At 70.7% G+C, this 16,717-nt stretch carries 11 protein-coding genes; 6 read left to right on the top strand and 5 right to left on the bottom strand.

All coding sequences use genetic code 11. The features are described from left to right. Nucleotides 1-5 precede the first annotated feature (5 nt). The 4 genes from P1J78_RS00845 to P1J78_RS00830 all read left to right on the top strand — a co-directional run bounded on the left by P1J78_RS00845 (nucleotide 6) and on the right by P1J78_RS00830 (nucleotide 8,392). Nucleotides 6-1,610 (top strand): carboxyl transferase domain-containing protein, encoded by a 1,605-nt coding sequence (locus tag P1J78_RS00845; protein WP_275565411.1) that lies wholly within the window; start codon nucleotides 6-8, stop codon nucleotides 1,608-1,610. Nucleotides 1,611-1,779: 169 nt separating this feature from the next. After that, nucleotides 1,780-3,720 (top strand): acetyl/propionyl/methylcrotonyl-CoA carboxylase subunit alpha, encoded by a 1,941-nt coding sequence (locus P1J78_RS00840; protein WP_275565410.1) that lies wholly within the window; start codon nucleotides 1,780-1,782, stop codon nucleotides 3,718-3,720. Beyond that, nucleotides 3,717-4,958, top strand: a complete 1,242-nt coding sequence (locus P1J78_RS00835) for a metallophosphoesterase family protein (RefSeq protein ID WP_275565409.1) — start codon at nucleotides 3,717-3,719, stop codon at nucleotides 4,956-4,958. The genes P1J78_RS00840 and P1J78_RS00835 overlap by 4 nt, the downstream gene beginning before the upstream one ends. After that, a complete protein-coding gene (locus P1J78_RS00830; protein ID WP_275565408.1) occupies nucleotides 4,958-8,392 on the top strand; it encodes a YhaN family protein in 3,435 nt (1,144 codons plus the stop codon). The genes P1J78_RS00835 and P1J78_RS00830 overlap by 1 nt, the downstream gene beginning before the upstream one ends. A gap of 164 nt (nucleotides 8,393-8,556) precedes the next feature. Here P1J78_RS00830 and P1J78_RS00825 read toward each other — a convergent pair whose 3' ends face one another. Genes P1J78_RS00825 through ectA form a run of 4 tightly spaced genes read right to left on the bottom strand, consistent with a single transcriptional unit; the run spans nucleotide 8,557 to nucleotide 12,347 of the window. Then, on the bottom strand, nucleotides 8,557-9,990 hold the full coding sequence (locus P1J78_RS00825; RefSeq protein ID WP_275565407.1) for an aspartate kinase: 1,434 nt from the start codon (nucleotides 9,988-9,990) through the stop codon (nucleotides 8,557-8,559). A gap of 50 nt (nucleotides 9,991-10,040) precedes the next feature. After that, nucleotides 10,041-10,442, bottom strand: coding sequence for an ectoine synthase (locus P1J78_RS00820; protein ID WP_275565406.1), 402 nt, complete (start codon nucleotides 10,440-10,442; stop codon nucleotides 10,041-10,043). 4 nt (nucleotides 10,443-10,446) lie between these two features. After that, nucleotides 10,447-11,745: a diaminobutyrate--2-oxoglutarate transaminase gene (ectB, locus tag P1J78_RS00815; RefSeq protein ID WP_275565405.1), complete on the bottom strand. Its 1,299-nt coding sequence runs from the start codon at nucleotides 11,743-11,745 to the stop codon at nucleotides 10,447-10,449. A 53-nt stretch (nucleotides 11,746-11,798) separates the two neighbouring features. Continuing rightward, nucleotides 11,799-12,347: a diaminobutyrate acetyltransferase gene (gene ectA, locus P1J78_RS00810; protein WP_275565404.1), complete on the bottom strand. Its 549-nt coding sequence runs from the start codon at nucleotides 12,345-12,347 to the stop codon at nucleotides 11,799-11,801. A 224-nt stretch (nucleotides 12,348-12,571) separates the two neighbouring features. Between ectA and P1J78_RS00805 the strand changes: the two genes are divergently transcribed. Together P1J78_RS00805 and P1J78_RS00800 are read left to right on the top strand one after the other, a co-directional pair. Then, nucleotides 12,572-13,078 (top strand): MarR family winged helix-turn-helix transcriptional regulator, encoded by a 507-nt coding sequence (locus tag P1J78_RS00805; protein WP_275565403.1) that lies wholly within the window; start codon nucleotides 12,572-12,574, stop codon nucleotides 13,076-13,078. A gap of 87 nt (nucleotides 13,079-13,165) precedes the next feature. Next, nucleotides 13,166-15,319: a S8 family serine peptidase gene (locus P1J78_RS00800; protein WP_275565402.1), complete on the top strand. Its 2,154-nt coding sequence runs from the start codon at nucleotides 13,166-13,168 to the stop codon at nucleotides 15,317-15,319. A gap of 148 nt (nucleotides 15,320-15,467) precedes the next feature. Here P1J78_RS00800 and P1J78_RS00795 read toward each other — a convergent pair whose 3' ends face one another. Continuing rightward, complete coding sequence (locus P1J78_RS00795; RefSeq protein WP_275565401.1) at nucleotides 15,468-16,532, bottom strand: phosphatase PAP2 family protein; 1,065 nt, start codon at nucleotides 16,530-16,532, stop codon at nucleotides 15,468-15,470. Between the last annotated feature and the right edge of the window lie 185 nt (nucleotides 16,533-16,717).

The raw sequence follows: 16,717 nt of genomic DNA, 5'->3' as shown, positions 1-16,717 counted from the left end.
GGCACATGCAGATCAGATCCGATATCCTGACGGGCAGCGAGCAGTTCGCGACGAACCGCGCGGCGCATCTCGACGCGCTGGAACAGGTCCGCGCCGCGGCAGAGGCGGCGGCGGCCGGCGGCGGCGAACGGGCGCGCAAGCGGCACGTCGACCGCAACAAGATGCTGCCGCGCGAGCGGGTCGCGAACCTGCTGGACCCCGGCAGCCCGTTCCTGGAGATCGGCGCCACGGCGGCGCATGACATGTACGACGGCGCCGCGCCCTGCGCGGGCGTGATCGCAGGCGTCGGCCGGGTGCAGGGCCGCGACGTCATGGTGGTGTGCAACGACGCCACCGTGAAGGGCGGCACCTATTACCCGATGAGCGTCAAGAAGCACCTGCGCGCGCAGGAGATCGCGGCCGAATGCCGGCTGCCCTGCGTGTATCTCGTGGATTCGGGCGGCGCCAACCTGCCCAACCAGGACGAGGTGTTCCCCGACCGCGACCATTTCGGGCGCATCTTCTACAACCAGGCGCGGATGAGCGCGGCGGGCATCCCGCAGATCGCCGTGGTCATGGGCTCCTGCACCGCCGGCGGCGCCTATGTGCCGGCGATGTCGGACGTGACGATCATCGTGCGCGAGCAGGGGACGATCTTCCTGGCCGGCCCGCCGCTGGTAAAGGCGGCGACGGGCGAGGTGGTGACGGCCGAGGACCTGGGCGGCGGCGACGTGCACACGCGGCTGTCGGGCGTGGCGGACTACCTCGCCGAGGATGACGGCCACGCGCTGGCGCTGGCCCGGCGGGCGGTGGCCAACCTGTCGCTCGTCGGACCTGACGGCCCGCCTCGCGAAGCGCCGGAGCCTCCGGCCTACGACCCCGAGGAAATCCTCGGCGTCGTTCCCGCCTCGCTATCAACGCCCTACGACATCCGCGAGGTGATCGCCCGGATCGTCGACGGCTCGCGCTTCGACGAGTTCAAGGCGCGCTTCGGCGAGACGCTGGTCTGCGGCTTCGCCCATGTCGACGGCTGGCCGGTGGGGATCGTCGCTAACAACGGCGTGCTGTTCTCCGAAAGCGCCGCCAAGGGCGCGCATTTCGTCGAGTTGTGCAGCCAGCGCAAGGTGCCGCTCGTGTTCCTGCAGAACATCTCGGGCTTCATGGTCGGCCGCGCCTACGAGGCCGAGGGCATCGCGCGCCATGGCGCCAAGCTGGTGACGGCGGTCGCCTGCACCTCCGTCCCGAAGATTACCATGCTCGTCGGCGGCTCCTTCGGCGCCGGCAACTACGGCATGGCCGGCCGCGCCTACCAGCCGCGCTTTCTGTGGACCTGGCCCAATTCCCGCATCTCGGTGATGGGCGGACAGCAGGCCGCAGGCGTGCTGGCGACCGTCAAGCGCGACGCGATGGAGCGCGCGGGCGAGACCTGGACCGAGGAGGAGGAAGAGGCGTTCAAGCGCCCGACGCTGGAGATGTTCGCGGAGCAGTCGCATCCGCTCTACGCCGCGGCCCGGCTCTGGGACGACGGCATCGTCGACCCGCGGAAAAGCCGCGAGGTGCTGGCGCTGTCGCTGGCCGCGGCGCTGAACGCGCCGGTCGAAGACACGCGCTTCGGCGTGTTCCGGATGTGAGGGGGGTGTCGATGAGACGACTGGACAGGCAGGGCGCCCCGGCGCTTGTGATCGAGGCGCTGGATGGCTGGCAGGCCGGCTGCCAGCAGTCTATCGAGCGGAACGGCGGCGGGCATCCCGAGAGAGGGCCAGCCTGCAAACGGGTCCGCATGGGGGAGGGTTTCGCCTGATGTTCGACAAGATCCTGATCGCGAACCGGGGCGAGATCGCAGCCCGCGTCATCGAGACGGCCAGGGGCATGGGCATCGCCACCGTGGCCGTCTATTCCGACGCCGACGCCGGCGCGCGGCACGTCGCCATGGCCGACGAGGCGGTGCATCTCGGCCCGCCGCCCCCCGCCGAAAGTTACCTGAAGGGCGATGCGGTGATCGCCGCCGCCAAGGCCACGGGCGCGCAAGCGATCCATCCCGGCTATGGCTTTCTGTCCGAGAATCCCGACTTCGTCGAGGCGGTCGAGGCGGCGGGGCTGACCTTCATCGGCCCGCCCGCCAGCGCGATCCGCGCCATGGGCCTGAAGGACGCCGCCAAGGCGCTGATGGAGGAGGCCGGCGTGCCGGTGGTGCCCGGCTATCACGGCGAAAGCCAGGACCCCGAGCACCTGTCGGGCGCGGCCGACGCCATCGGCTATCCGGTGCTGATCAAGGCCGTCGCGGGCGGCGGCGGCAAGGGGATGCGCAAGGTCGACGCGCCCGCCGGTTTCGCCGATGCGCTCGCCGCCGCGCAGCGCGAGGCGCAGGCCGCCTTCGGCAACCCGGCCGTGCTGATCGAGAAATTCGTCCGCCAGCCGCGCCACATCGAGGTACAGGTCTTCGGCGACGGCACCGACGCCATCCACCTCTACGAACGCGACTGCTCGCTGCAGCGCCGCCACCAGAAGGTGATCGAGGAGGCCCCCGCCCCCGGCATGACGCCCGAGATGCGCGCCGCCATGGGCGAGGCCGCCGTGCGCGCGGCCCGCGCCATCGGCTATCGCGGCGCCGGCACGGTGGAGTTCATCGTCGACGGCGCCAGGGGCCTGCACCCCGAAGGCTTCTGGTTCATGGAGATGAACACGCGCCTGCAGGTCGAGCATCCGGTGACCGAGGCCGTCACCGGCCTCGACCTCGTGGAATGGCAGATCCGCGTGGCCGCCGGCGAGCCGCTGCCCCTGCGGCAGGACGAGGTGCCGCTGACCGGCCACGCCTTCGAGGCGCGGCTATATGCCGAGGACGTGCCCGCCGGCTTCCTGCCCGCGACGGGCACGCTGACGCACCTGGCCTTCCCGGACGGCGTGCGCGCCGACACCGGGGTCAGGACGGGGGACGCGATCAGCCCGTTCTACGACCCGATGATCGCCAAGATCGTCACCTACGGCCCGACCCGTGCCGTCGCGCTGAAGCGGCTGGCCGCCGCGCTAGAGCGCACCGAGGTCGCCGGCAGCGTCACCAACCTCGCCTTCCTCGCCGCGCTCGCAAGGCACAAAGGCTTCGCGGCGGGCGAGGTCGACACCGGCCTGATCGACCGCGACCTCGCCGCGCTGACAGAGGCGGCGGCCCCCGCCCCGACCCGGCTCGCCCAGGCGGCGCTGGCCGGCGCGGGGCTGATGCAGGCGGTGGGGCCGAAGACCGGCTTCACCCTCTGGACCCCGCTGGTCCGGACGGTAGAGATCGAGGTCGACGACGAAACCCACGCCGCCCGCATCGCGCCCACCGGCCCCGACGCCGCCGATATCGAAATCGCCGGCACCACCGTCGCCGCCCGCCGCACCCCCGGCGGCTGGACCTTCGACAACCGGCCGGCCGCGCCCTGGCACCGCCACGGCGCCACCGTCACGGTGTTCGGCCCGGATGGCCTGGCGGCGCGCATCCTCGACCCGCTCGACCGCGCGGCCACCGCCGCCGCCGGCGCCGACATCGTCGAGGCGCCGATGCCCGGCCGCGTCTCGGCGATCCATGTCGGCCCGGGCGACCGCGTGACGGCCGGCCAGCCGCTGGCCGTGCTGGAGGCGATGAAGATGGAACACAGCCTCACCGCTCCCTGGGATGCCACCGTCGCCGAACTCCTCGCCGAACCCGGCGCCCAGGTCGGCGCCAAGACACCGCTCATGAGGCTCGAACAGGAGGTTGAATGACGGCCGTCAGGCTGCTGCACACCGCGGACCTGCACCTCGACTCGCCGCTCAAGTCGCTGGCGCTGCGCGACTCCGGCCTGCGGGCCGAGGTCGAGACGGCCAGCCGCTCCGCACTGACCCGGATGGTCGACTTTGCGTTGGCCGAGGACGTGGCGGCGCTGCTGATCGCGGGCGACCTGTTCGACGGCGCCGAGCGCAGCGCCAAGACCGCCGCCTTCCTGCTGACCCAGCTCGACCGGCTGAACGAGGCGGGGATTTCGGTGTTCTATATCCGGGGCAACCACGATGTGGAGAACCCCGTCAGCGGCGCCTTCGAGATGCCGACCAACGTGCATGTCTTCGACGGCCGCGGCGGCTCGGTGCAGCTCGAAGGCACCGACATCCACATCCACGGCGTCAGCTTCCGCGACCGGCACGCCCCCGAGAGCCTCTTGCCGAAATTCGCAGGCCCCGTGCCCGGCGCGGTGAATATCGGGATGCTGCACACCTCGCTCTCCGGCGCGGCGGGGCACGATCCCTACGCCCCCTGCACGGTGCCCGAACTGCAGGCGCACGGCTTCGACTACTGGGCGCTCGGCCATGTCCACAAGCGCAGCGTCCACGCCGACGCGCCCTTCGTCGTCATGCCCGGCATGCCACAGGGACGCGACATCGGCGAGGCCGGGCCGAAATCGGCCACCCTGCTGACCGTGACGGACGGGGCCATCTCCATCGAAGAAGTCCCGACCTCCGCCGTCGAGTTCCGCCGCTCCGCCCTCGACATCACCGGCGCCGACGACGCGGAGTCCCTGCGCGCCGCGCTCCGCGACCATCTGCGCACCGAGGCCGCGGCCACGGTGTCCGATACCGCGATCCTGCGGCTGTCTCTCACCGGCGAGAGCCCCCGCGCCTGGCAGATCCGCCGCGATCTGGACGTCTGGCAGGAGGCGGCGGAGGGCTTCGCGGAGGCGACCGGGACGCTGCGCATCGAACGGCTCGAACTGGACCTCACCGCCCCCGGCGCCGCCGACGCCTCCGATGCGGTATCGGAACTGGAAAGCCTGATGGCGGAAATCCGTCGCGAACCCGGATTCCGCGCCGAGGCGCAGGCGGAGCTGGACCGGATCCTCTCGCTCCTGCCGGCCGACCGCCGCCGCGCGCTCGCCGCCGACGCCGACGCGCTGGCGGCGCTGGCCGACGACCTCGCCGCGCGCGGGGCCCTGGCGGTGGCCGCGCGGATGCGGGGAGCGCATAACTGATGCGGCTGCGGCGTCTGGAGCTGGCCTTCTTCGGGCATTTCGCGGGAAAGACGCTCGAGTTCGGACCGCCGCCCGAGGGGGCCGACGTCCACGTGATCTACGGGCCGAACGAGGCCGGCAAGACCACCGCGATGGAGGGCTACCTGCGGCTGCTCTACGGCTTTCCGCATCGCGAGACCTACGACTTCCTGCACGGCCGCCCCAACCTGCGCCTGTCCGGCGCGGTGGAGATCGACGGCGCCGCGCAGGGCTTCACCCGCCTGCCGACCCGCAAGGGCAACCTGCTGGACGCCACCGGCACGGCGGTGCCCGAGACCGCGCTGAGCGCCGCGCTTGCCGGGCTGACCGAAGACGATTACCGCAAGCTTCTCTGCCTCGACGACGCCACGATCGAGGAGGGCGGCGAGGAGATCGCGGCCAGCAAGGGCGATATCGGGCGGCTCCTGTTCTCCGCCGCCGCCGGGGTCAGCGACCTGGGCACGGTGCTGGACGGCGTCGCGGCGGAGGCGGACGGCCTTTACCGCAAGCGGGCCAGCAAGTCGGAGCATGCCGAGCTGAAGCGGCGGCTGGACGAGGTGAGCCAGGAGATCCGCGAACGCGACATCAACGCCGCTGGCTACCGCCAGCTGCGCGAGGCGCTGACCGCCGCCGAGGCCGAGGAGGCCGAGGCGCGCACCGCCCGAAGCGCGCTGATCTCGGCCCGGACGGAGGCGCAGGCGCTGGCCGACGCCCTGCCCCTGCGAGCCGAGATCGCGGAGCTGGAGGCGGAACTGGCGCCGCTGGCGCTCTATCCCGAACGGCTGGACATCGACCCCGAGGATCTCGTGCGGCTGTTGTCCGACCGCACCGGCCACCTGGCGGAGCTGAAACGCCTGACCGCCGACGCCGGCCGCGCCGGGGAAGAGCGCGATGCGCTGGACCGCGCGCCGGACCTCGCCGCGGCGGCCCCCCGGATCTCGGACCTGCAGGCCCTGCGCGGCCGGGCCGGCAACGCCGAGGAGGACCTGCCCCGCCGAAAGGACGACGCCGCGCGGCTGGCCGCCGACATGGCCGCCCGTCTCGCCGAGATCGGGATCGACGGCGGCCAGGATCCCGGCGCGGCCCTCCCCGATGCGCCGACCCTCCAGACGCTCGACAGGCTGCTGTCGGGCCTCGCCGCCGCCGAAACCCGGCACGCGGCCGCGGCGGAGGAAGTGGCCAAGGCCATCGAAGCGTCGGAAGACGCGACCGCGCGGTGCCAAAAGGCCGAGGCGACGCTGGACACCCTGCCGGACCTGCAGCCCCTGCTCGAGCGCCGCGACGCGGCCCGACTGTTGCCGGCCCACGCGAAGGCACAGGAGGCGGTGCGCCATGCCGCACGCCACCGCGCGGCCGCGCTGGACGCGCTGACGCTCGGCGCGCGCAGCTTCGACGTCCCGCCCGCCTTGCCGCTCACCGCCCCCGACGCCGCCGACCTGGCCCACCGCATGGCACGCGCCGAAACGGACGCGACCCAGGCTGCGGAGGCCGCCGCCGATGCGTCCGAGGAGGTCGCCCGCCTGACCGCGCGGATCGAGGCGATGGAGGCGGCTGCGGGCCTGATCACCGATGCCGAAGCCGCCGCGTCGCGTACCGAACGCGACGCGCTGTGGCAGGCGCATCTCGACGACTTCGCCGCCGACAGCGCCGCGGCTTTCGAGGCGGCCATGCGCGCCGACGACGCGCGCCGGGACACGCGGCAGGCGCAGGCCACGGAGCTCGGCGGCATCCGCCAGCTGCGCGAGCAACTGGCCGAGGCCACCGCCACGATGGGGGCCCGCCGCGCCGCCCGGGACCGGACGGCCGCCGCCCGCGAGGCGCTGGCCGGTACGCTCGCCGGCCACCTGACCACGCTGGGCCTGCCCGCCGACCTTTCCGCCGAGAGCTTCGCCGACTGGATGCGCCGCGCCGAGGTCGCGCGGGAGGCCGATCAGGCGCACGCCGCCGAACGGACCGCCGCGCGCCCGCTGGCGGAGACCGCCGAGGCCCTGCGCGCCGCCTTAGCCGAGGCGTTGGCGGAGCCCGACGCCGAGCTCGACGCGCTTGTCGCCATCGCCCGCGACCGGATCGCCACGCGCAACGAGCGCCAGTCCGACCTGCGCAGCGCGGCGGAGGCGGCCGAAGAGGCCCGGACCGAAGTGACGCGCCGCGCACGCCGGCGGGACGAGGCGGCGCAGTCGCTGGACCGCGCCCGGGCCGCGCTGGAGGCGGCCGTGGCCGAGGCCTTCGGGTCCGCCGGCCCGGCCGTGCCGCTCGCCGACGCGCTTCCCGTCCTGCGCGGTCTGCGCGAGGCCGAGGTCAAACGGCAGGGGCTTCAGCGGCAGATCGACGGCATGACCCGCGATCTTGACGCCTTCTCCGCCGCCCTCGCCCCGCTCTTGTCGCTGGCCCCGGACCTCGCCGGCCTGTCACCGCTCGCCGCCTACGACGCCCTGGCTGCCCGCGTCGACGCGGCCCTGGCGGCCGAGGCGCGCCATACCGAGTTGTCCGAAGCACTCGAACGCGCCGCGCGGGCACGCGCCGACACCGAGGCGGCGCTCGCACGGATCGACGAGCAGACCCGGCTCTATGCCGCCGCCTTCGATCCGGCGATCCCCACGGACACGCTGGACGACCTGCGCACCGCCGTGACGCGGGGCCACCGCACCATCGCGCTGCGCGAGGCCATTGCCGACCGCCTCCGCCGCCTCTGCCACGGCCTCGGCGCCCCCGACCGCGCCGCCGCCGAGGCGCGGCTGGATGGTCAGGATCCCGCCGCCGCGGCGGCGCGGCTCGACGAGATCGAGCGCGACCTGGGCGACGCCGAGACCCGGCTGGAACGCGCCATCGAGGCCCGGACCGAAGCCCGCCGCGCGCTGGAAGCCGTCACCGGCTCGGCCGATGTCGCCGCGCTGGGCGCCGAACGCCAGACGCTGGAGGTGCAGATCGAGGATGTGCTCCTGCGCCACATGGAACTGCGTCTCGGCCACCGGCTGGCGGAAACCGCGATCCGGCGCTACCGCGACGTCCACCGCAGCGGCATGATGCAGGCCGCCGAGGCCGCCTTCCGCGACCTGACCCAGGGCGCCTATGCCCGGCTGACGGCCCAGACGGACGGCGGGTCCGAGGTGCTGGTGGCCGTGTCATCGGACGGCGCGGCGAAGCAGGTGCAGGATCTGTCCAAGGGCACCCGCTTCCAGCTGTACCTGGCGCTCCGGGCCGCCGCCTACGACCAGATGGTCGCCCAAGGCACGGTGCTGCCGTTCTTCTGCGACGACGTGTTCGAGACCTTCGACGAGGACCGCACCCGCGCCGCCTGCGCATTGCTGGCCCGGATCGGCCGGGCGGGTCAGGCGATCTACCTCACGCATCACCGGCACGTCGTGGAGATCGCCCAGGAGGTCTGCGGAATGGAACTCAGGGTGCACGAGCTGTGATCGCGCGACACGATCTTCCAGAAGATCGTGCCCCGCAGAGCTTTCTAGAAAGCTCTGTTCTGCAGGATTTTCTAGAAAATCCTGACACATCACTCCGCAAAAGGAAAACCCCGCCGCCGGCAGCCATACCGGGGCGGGGTCCACGAAATCGAGAAGTCAGAGGGTCACGCCACCTTTAAGTGGGCGCTCGTCTGCTCCTCTACCAATGCGCCATGCAGCGCCTTGATCGCAGGTTTCAGATCTTCGCGTTCCATGATGAACTGCACGTCCACATTGCGCGGCCCCTGGCTTGCGCCGAGCGATTCCAGCCCGGCATCGGCGATCGCCTGCAGGCCGCGGGTCAGCACCGACAGCCCGCGCAGGTCGCGCCCGATGACCGAGGCCATGGACAGCGTCCGCGACGAGATGCGCGCCGACGGGTACAGTTTGGCCAGGTCACGTTCGACCCGACGCATCGACTTCAGCGATGCGTCCACATAGTGGGTGATCGTGTTGGCGTTCGACACCTTCGACACGATCCGCACGTCGTGCCGCGTCAGCACGTCGAGGATCGAGGCATCGTATCCCTTCACGCCGACCATGTCCTGTTCGAACAGCTCCAGCGCGATGATGTCGAGCCCGGTGACGATCTCCACCGCCGCCTCTTCGGCCGGCTGGTCGTCGATCAATGTGCCCGGATCCTCGGGTTCGAACGCATTGGTCACCCGCAGCGGCACCTCGGCCTGGCGCAGCGTTTTCGCCGCCTTCGGGTGGATCGCCTCCATACCCATGTTCGACAGCTGGTCGGCCACGTCGTAGTTGGTCCGGCCGAGCTTGCGCACCGCGTCGTTGCCGACGAGCTTCGGGTCCGCCGAGGACAGGTGGAATTCCTTGTGGATGATCGCCTCGCGCGCGCCGGTCAGCGCCGCCATCTTCGAGAACGTCACCTCGGAATAGCCGCGGTCGAACTCGCGCATCAGCCCTTCGGCACATTGCGCGTAGCCGGTCACGATCGGCATCTCGGTGGCCGGGTCGACCCCCTCCATGGCGCCAAGGATCCGGTCGTCGAGCGTCACGTCGCCCTGATCGCGCCAGCCCGACAGGTCGACGAGCCGAGCATTCACGCCGGCGCGCTGCAGAAGCAGCGTGGTGGTGTAGGCCGAATGCGCCTCGCCCAGGCCCGACAGCAGCTCGCGGATCTGCAGCATGTGCTCGGACAGGCGGAAGTGGCCGTAGGAGCACAGCCGCTGCAGGTCGATCAGGCAGTTGCGCGCGCCCTCGATGCGTTCGCGCACGAACTCGTCGGCGCGCTCGCTGTCGGCGGCATGGGTCAGCACGCCGTTATGCGCCTCGCGCATCGCCTCGGCCACCTTGTCCAGCGCCTCGTGCCAGCCGTGGTCGGTATCGGCATTGGCAAAGCGCCCGTAGACGCCCTGCTCGCCGGATTTCTTGTGCTCCAGCAGCAGGTCGGTAATGCCGCCGAAGGCAGAGACCACGAAAACGCGATTGTAGAGGTCGTCGCCTTCCCGGTCCCCGACGAAGAGCGTGTCGCGCAACTCGTCGACACGGCTCATGGAGGTTCCGCCAATCTTCTCGACGGTATGGTTTGAACAGGTCATGGGTCCGTTCGTTCGCGTATGAGTGTCAGTGCGGCGCAGAGCGGCGGATCTCAGTCCGCCATCTCGTCGGCCGGGGCGTAGGAGCCGTCTTCACGATGCACTTCCTTGCCCGTGACCGGCGGGTTGAACACGCACGCCATGATCAGCTCTTCCTCGGCGCGCAGCGTGTGCCGGTCGTGCTCGTTCAGGGCGTACATCGTGCCCGGCTTGATCTGGTGCGTCTCGCCGGTGGCCAGATCGGTGATCGAGCCCTTGCCCTGCATGCAGTACACGCTCTCGAAGTGGTTCTTGTACTCGAACGTGTGCTCGGATCCCGCCTCCAGGAAGGTGATGTGGAAGGAGAACCCCATCCCGTCATCGGCCAGCAGCATCCGCACGCTCGACCAGTGCGCGTCCGAGATCACCCTGTCGCGCGCGTCTCTCACGATATCGTCGAAGTCTCTTACGATCATGGTGTCACTCCGCCGCCGTCTTGTGGTTTTCAACGACTTCCCGCGCGGCTTCGAGCAGGATGTCGAGCCCCTTGCGGAAGGTCTCCGTCGGGGTCGTCAGCGGCGCGAGGATCTTGACCACCTCGTCGTCCGAGCCGGAGGTCTCGACGACCAGCCCCTTCTCGAAGGCCCGGCCGCAGATTTCCTCGGCCAGCTCGCCCGAGCCGACATCGACGCCGCGCATCAGGCCGCGGCCCTTGAGCCGCGCCGTGTCGCCGACGATGCCCGCCAGCTCGTCCATGGCACCGCTCAGGATCTTCTCCTTCTCGGCAAGCTCCTTCTCGAACGTATCGTCAGACCAGAACTTCTCGATCGCCACGCGGGCGGTCACGAAGGCATGAGTGTTGCCGCGGAAGGTGCCGTTATGCTCCGCCGGGCCCATCACGTCGTGCTGCGGGCGCACCAGGACCAGGCCCATCGGCAGGCCGAAGCCCGAGACCGATTTCGCCATCGTGATGATATCCGGCTCGATGCCCATCTTCTCGAAGGAGAAGAAGGTGCCGGTGCGGCCGCAGCCCGCCTGGATGTCGTCGACGATCAGCAGCGCGCCATGCTCCTTCGCCAGCTCGGCCACGCGCTGGACCCATTCGGTCGAGGCGGCGTTGAGCCCGCCCTCGCCCTGCACGGTCTCCAGCATGATGGCGGCCGGGGCGTCGACGCCGGACGAGCCGTCCTGCAGCATCGCCTCGAGAATCGTCGTCGTGTCGCAATTCTCGCCCATGTAGCCGTCGAATGGAACGCGCGTCACGCCGTTCAGCGTGATGCCGGCGCCGCCGCGGTGATAGCCGTTCCCGGTCGCGGCCAGCGCGCCCAGCGTGACGCCGTGGAAGCCGTCGGTGAAGGCGATGATGTTCTCGCGGCCGGTCGCGTTGCGCGCCAGCTTCATCGCCGCCTCGACGGCGTTGGTGCCGGTCGGGCCGGTGAACATCAGCTTGTGGTCCATCCCGCGCGGCTTGAGGATCTTCTCCTCGAACGTCTTTAGGAAGTCGCTTTTCGCATCGGTGTGCAGGTCCAGCCCGTGGGCGATCCCGTCACGCGAGATGTGGTCGATCAGCGCCTGCTTCATGTCCGGGTCGTTGTGCCCGTAGTTCAGCGACGAACAGCCGGCGAGAAAGTCGATATAGGTGCGGTCCTTGTCGTCGGTCAGCTCGGAACCGCTCGCTTTCTTGAACATCGTCTTGAAGCCGCGGCAGTAGCTGCGCGCTTCGCTCTCGCGACGTTCGAATATCTCGTATTCACCAGTGGGGGTTTGGTCTTTGGGCATAGGTCTACCTTTCGGAATCTTGTCGTGCCGGTACGGTCGGGAGGCGGTGGCGGTTACGCCACGGCCTTCAACGCGACCGTCTCGGGCAGCGTGATGGTCACCATGTGCTCCGTCGCGTGATGACCGTCGAAGTGGTCGTCTCGCGTGAAGTGCGGCTCGTCGGTCAGCGCGCCGCCGACGGCCTTGGCGAAGCTCTTGAACAGGCCCCAGGAGGCGTCGTTGTCGGCGGTGATGGTGGTCTTCAGATGCGTGGCGCCGGCGCATTCCTCGCGCGCGATCAGCGCCATCAGCATCTTCTTGCCAAGCCCCAGGCCGCGGGCCTGGGAACCGACGGCCACCTGCCAGACGAACAGCTCGTTCTCGTTCGGGATCATGTGGCCGGAGACCCAGCCCACGATCTCGCCGTCCAGCTCGGCCACGACGCAGGTATCCGCGAAGTGATCCGCCTGGACCAGGTTGCAGTACATGGAGTTTTCGTCGAGCGGCTTGCAGCTCTTGATGAGTTCCCAGATTGCGGCCCCGTCCGTCGCCTCAGGCTTGCGCAGAAGGGGCGTGCGAGTTCGGGGTTTGGCGGTGTCTTTCTGAACGCTGTCTCTCGGCATGGCTGCTTGCTCCTCGATTTCGTTAGTCTGACTAAATAGCGGGGCGCGGTAGGCTTTTCAACGTTCGATGCAGATTTCTTTGTTAAACCCCTTAAAACCTGCCTGTGAGGCAAATTTCTTGCCTTACGCAGAAGGATTTGCCCCATAGGTTCGTTAGCATGTCGAACAAACGCCACGGTACTTCGGGGATTGAAGGATCCGGGGTTGCGTATAAAATCCCCCTCATGTCCGAGGCTCATCCAGATCGAACCGACGCCTGTCTGATCGCGCTGCGCAGGATTCTGCGCGCGACCGAGCAGTATGAGCGGTCTCTCGCCCAGGCGGCCGGGCTGACCTCGGCGCAGCTTCGCGTTCTGCAGATCGTGGCCGCCCGCGGCCAGGCCGGCGCGACGCCCAAGGCCCTTGCCATGCAGATGCGGGTCAGCCAGGCGACGGTCACGGCGCTGGTCGACAAGCTCGTCGCGCGCGGCATGGTCACCCGGTTCCGGTCGCGCACCGACGGCCGGCAGACGGACGTGGTCATCACGCCGAAGGGCGACGAGACGGCGACCTCGGCGCCGGATGCGCTGCAACAGCGGTTCGTCCGCGCCTTCGAGGGGATGCGCGACTGGGAGCAGGCCCAGCTCGTCTCGTCGCTGGAACGGGTCGCGGCGATGCTCGACGCCGAGCGGATCGACGCCTCGCCGGTGCTGACGATCGGCGAGATCAAGGACGACCAGCCCGGCGCCTGACCGCGCCTGCACCGGCGCCTCCGTCAATTCATCGTCAATCCGCTCCGGGACGGATGACATGCGGCGCCGTGCGCGCATGCTGTCCGGGTGACAGTGACACGGGAGGCGAAGGTGGGCGACTGGACACAACGGGACCGCGGCTTCAAGGGCACGCCGGCGGCGATCGTGGAGCCCTACGAGGACTGGGAGCACGCCACGCGCCCGCATCAGGCGACGGCCGGAGCGGAGGCGCCGCCATGGCAGCCGGTGCATATCCGGCTTACCGCCGACGCCCAGGGCCGCTACGCGCCCCACGCCCGGGCGCTGCTGGACCATCTGGGCCAGGGCGCGGACAAGCTCGCCCTCGGGCTCGACGCCCAGCGCATCCTGGCCCGGCTGATCACCCGCGAACCCGCCGGCGACCCGGTCGACCACCTGCGCTATCTCTTCGTCTACCGCCCGGAGGACGAGTCATACACCGCGCTGGAGGCCCCGGACGGCACGCCGCTCTACGAGGTGCGGCATGTCGGCATGGCGGTGCCGCCCGGATTCGTCGCGCGCACGGCCAACGCCGCCACCGGCGCGCAGGCCGCGGACGCGCCGGCGCGGCCCGATATCGTGGTGACCGCGGTGATCGACGACGCCATCGGCGTCGCCAACGAACGCTTCCGCGCGGGCCGCGAGACCCGGGTGCAGCATTACTGGGTCCAGGCCGTCGAGGCCGTCGACACGACCCGCCGGCCCGCGACCGTCGCCATCGGCCAGGAATTCGACAAGGCCGAGCTCGACGCCCTCCTTGCCGCCGCCCCGAGCGAAGACGCCTTCTACCGCGCCCTGCGCCGCGAGGCCGCCGCCCGCGCCGGCGCCCCGGCCACCACCGCCGCGGGCCGGTACGGCGCGCCGGGCTTCCGCCTGCCCGTCGGTCAGCTCGACACCCACGGCACCCATGTCATGGACCTCGCCGGCGGCGCGGCACCGGGAAGCGCGCCGAGCGACCGCCCCCTCGTCGCCGTCGAAGTCCCCGCCTTCGCCACGCTCGACACGTCCGGCGCGCGGCTGAACAGCTTCGCGCTCCAGGCGCTGCAGCGCATCCTCGACTGGGCCGACAGCTGGACCGACCCCGACAGCGGCGAGACCGCGCGCGTCTCGCTCGTGGTGAATTTCAGCTTCGGCATCGCCGCCGGCCCGAAGGACGGCACCGGCTTTCTCGAAGCCGAGATGGCCCGCCTGATCGACGCGCGAAACGCCGAAGGGTTGCCGACCAAACTGGTCGTGCCGGCCGGCAACACCTACCGCGACCAGCTGACCGCGGCCGCCCGGATCGCGGCGGATGACAGCCGCAGCATCGACTGGCGCGTCAGCCCGGCGGACCATTCCGTCAGCTTCCTGGAACTGCGCCTGCCCTCGGAGGCGCACCCCGAGATCACGCTGACCGCGCCCAACGGCGACAGCGTGACGGTCGACGGCACCACCGCGGTCCATGCCTGGCATACCGGCGGCAGCACACCCGTCGGCGCGATCTATGTCCGCCCGTCCCCCGGCATCGCCGGGCGCACCCGGATCACGCTCGCCCTCGCCCCCACCGTCGGGTTCGACCCGGACCGCCGACGCGCGCCCGCCGGGCTCTATCGCGTGAGCGTCCGCAATTCCGGGCGCACGGCCCTGCCGCTGTGGTGCGACGTGCAGCGCGACGACACGCCCGCGGGCTATCCGATCCACGGGCGGCAATCCTATCTGGAGGACGCCTGGGTCCGCGGCGTGGACCCGGAGCTCAAGAGCTACGACCGCCCGACCTCCGGCTCGGCCGTCTGCCGGGGCGGCACGATGTCCGCCTTTGCGACTTCGGCCAGCCCGCATGTCTTCGCCGTCGGCGGCAGCCATGCCGACGACACCCGCCCCGGCGCTGCCGATCCCGAGACTCGCGCGCCGACGCGCTACACCGCCGCCGGCCCGACGCGCGGCACCGCGGCGCGCAATCCCGCGCTTGCCGCGATCAGCGAAGAGGGTCGCGCGCATCCCGGCGTGCTGGCCGCCGGAACCTATTCCGGCAGCACCAGCCTGCTCTCCGGCACCTCCGCCGCCGCACCGCAGATCGCCCGGGCCATCGCGGACATCCTCGCCGCCGATCCCGGCGCGGATCGCGACACCATCATCTCCAGGATCCTCCGGGCCCCGCCGCGCCAGGACGCGCGGCTCGGCGCCGGCGTGGCGGCGGGGCTTCTGGACGAAAGGCGGCGCCCGCACCGCAGGCACCGCCTTTGACCTGACACCGGACCCGCGGACGCCGGCTCCGGCCACTCGGACACGGCCCTGCGTCCCGGGCCGTACATTCCCCGTCGATTGAACCGTTACCGCGGTTCCACTCGTCCAATGCGGCGCGGCCGGGGACCGCCCCGCGCACAAATCCGGGCTAGGGCCACTCCGCCGCCGCCAGCTCCCACGCCTTCGCGAGGATCGCGTTGCGGGTCGCCGCGTCGCCATCCGCCGGCCTGTGGTCGAATTCCGGCGGCACGAGCGCATCGCCCAGCCAGTCCAGCGAGAAATCCTCGGTATCGGCAAAGCCGCCGCCGTCGCCGGCGCGGAAATCCATCGCCATCGGCTTCAGGACGCGGCCCGTGGCCAGCGCATGGACATGTTCGCCGATGGCACAGCCCAGCACCGCGCCCGCCGCGCTGTCGCAGGGGAAATGCACGCCCGCCACGGTCCGGTTCACCGCCATCCGCTCGGCCACGCGGAACACATGCGCCTGCGCGCCCACGCCGTGATGGGCGCACTCGCCCTCCATCAGCCGGTAGAGCACGGTCGCCACCGCGAAGCTCTCGGTCGAATGGCCGGAGGGAAAGGCGCTGTGATCCGGCGTCTGGATCAACGGCTGCACCTGGGGCGCATAGTCGATCGGCCGCGGGCTGCGGCACAGGTGCTTGACCTGCATCTCCACGAAGACCGTCAGCCGCTCCACCGCGTCCAGCAGGTCCGTCGTGCGGGCCCGCCGCTGCGGGTCGAGATAGCCGACCGCCCCGAAGAACGACATGATGTCGCCGAGTTGCAGGTTGATCTCGGCCAGCCGGTCGTCGCGCAGGTCGGCATAGGCGCGCAGATGCGACAGCTGCGCGCGGAAATGGTCCTGCGCGGGCTGGTGGATCGTCACGACCGGCCGGCCCGAGCCCTTCACCTCCGCCGACCCCAGCGTCACGCCGCCGGCATCGCGCCGCGCCGGCGTGCCGGCGACGGCCATGCTGGCGTGCAGCGCGTGGTCCAGAAGCCGGCCGCGGATATCGTATTGCAGATACAGGATGTCGTCGGGGCTGTCGCTGAACGGAAAGGCCGGCGTGTAGCGCGCGGCGCCGTCCCAGTAGCCGACGGTCCCGTCGCGCGTCGTCGTCAGCGCGTCGTTCAGCAGCGTCGAGGACGGACCGCCGGCATGCGCCGGGTCGTCATACTCGCCCATGCGGCCCATGCGCCCCATTCTGCCCATGCGACCCATACGTCCCATGCGACCCATTCGTCCCGATGTGGCCATGATGTCCCCGCCCCTGTTCGAAAACGCGATGTCCCAAACACATGACACGGAATGCAGAAAGGCGACCGCCGGGCGCCAGCAAAATGTAGACAGTTTCCAGTATTTAACGATAAATTCACGGTGCCACGCCGGCTACCGCT

This window comes from Psychromarinibacter sediminicola, from assembly GCF_029168335.1.
GTDB lineage: Bacteria > Pseudomonadota > Alphaproteobacteria > Rhodobacterales > Rhodobacteraceae > Psychromarinibacter > Psychromarinibacter sediminicola.
This window is presented reverse-complemented; position numbering and strand designations above follow the sequence as displayed.

What these genes read in the sequence shown, in the direction of transcription:
- P1J78_RS00805 (WP_275565403.1), top strand. Translation starts at nt 12,572, where the DNA reads ATGTCCGAGGCTCATCCAGATCGAACCGACGCCTGTCTGATCGCGCTG.
- P1J78_RS00820 (WP_275565406.1), bottom strand. Translation starts at nt 10,442, where the DNA reads ATGATCGTAAGAGACTTCGACGATATCGTGAGAGACGCGCGCGACAGG.
- P1J78_RS00825 (WP_275565407.1), bottom strand. Translation starts at nt 9,990, where the DNA reads ATGACCTGTTCAAACCATACCGTCGAGAAGATTGGCGGAACCTCCATG.
- P1J78_RS00845 (WP_275565411.1), top strand. Translation starts at nt 6, where the DNA reads ATGCAGATCAGATCCGATATCCTGACGGGCAGCGAGCAGTTCGCGACG.
- P1J78_RS00830 (WP_275565408.1), top strand. Translation starts at nt 4,958, where the DNA reads ATGCGGCTGCGGCGTCTGGAGCTGGCCTTCTTCGGGCATTTCGCGGGA.
- P1J78_RS00795 (WP_275565401.1), bottom strand. Translation starts at nt 16,532, where the DNA reads ATGGGCAGAATGGGGCGCATGGGCCGCATGGGCGAGTATGACGACCCG.
- P1J78_RS00835 (WP_275565409.1), top strand. Translation starts at nt 3,717, where the DNA reads ATGACGGCCGTCAGGCTGCTGCACACCGCGGACCTGCACCTCGACTCG.
- ectA (WP_275565404.1), bottom strand. Translation starts at nt 12,347, where the DNA reads ATGCCGAGAGACAGCGTTCAGAAAGACACCGCCAAACCCCGAACTCGC.
- ectB (WP_275565405.1), bottom strand. Translation starts at nt 11,745, where the DNA reads ATGCCCAAAGACCAAACCCCCACTGGTGAATACGAGATATTCGAACGT.
- P1J78_RS00840 (WP_275565410.1), top strand. Translation starts at nt 1,780, where the DNA reads ATGTTCGACAAGATCCTGATCGCGAACCGGGGCGAGATCGCAGCCCGC.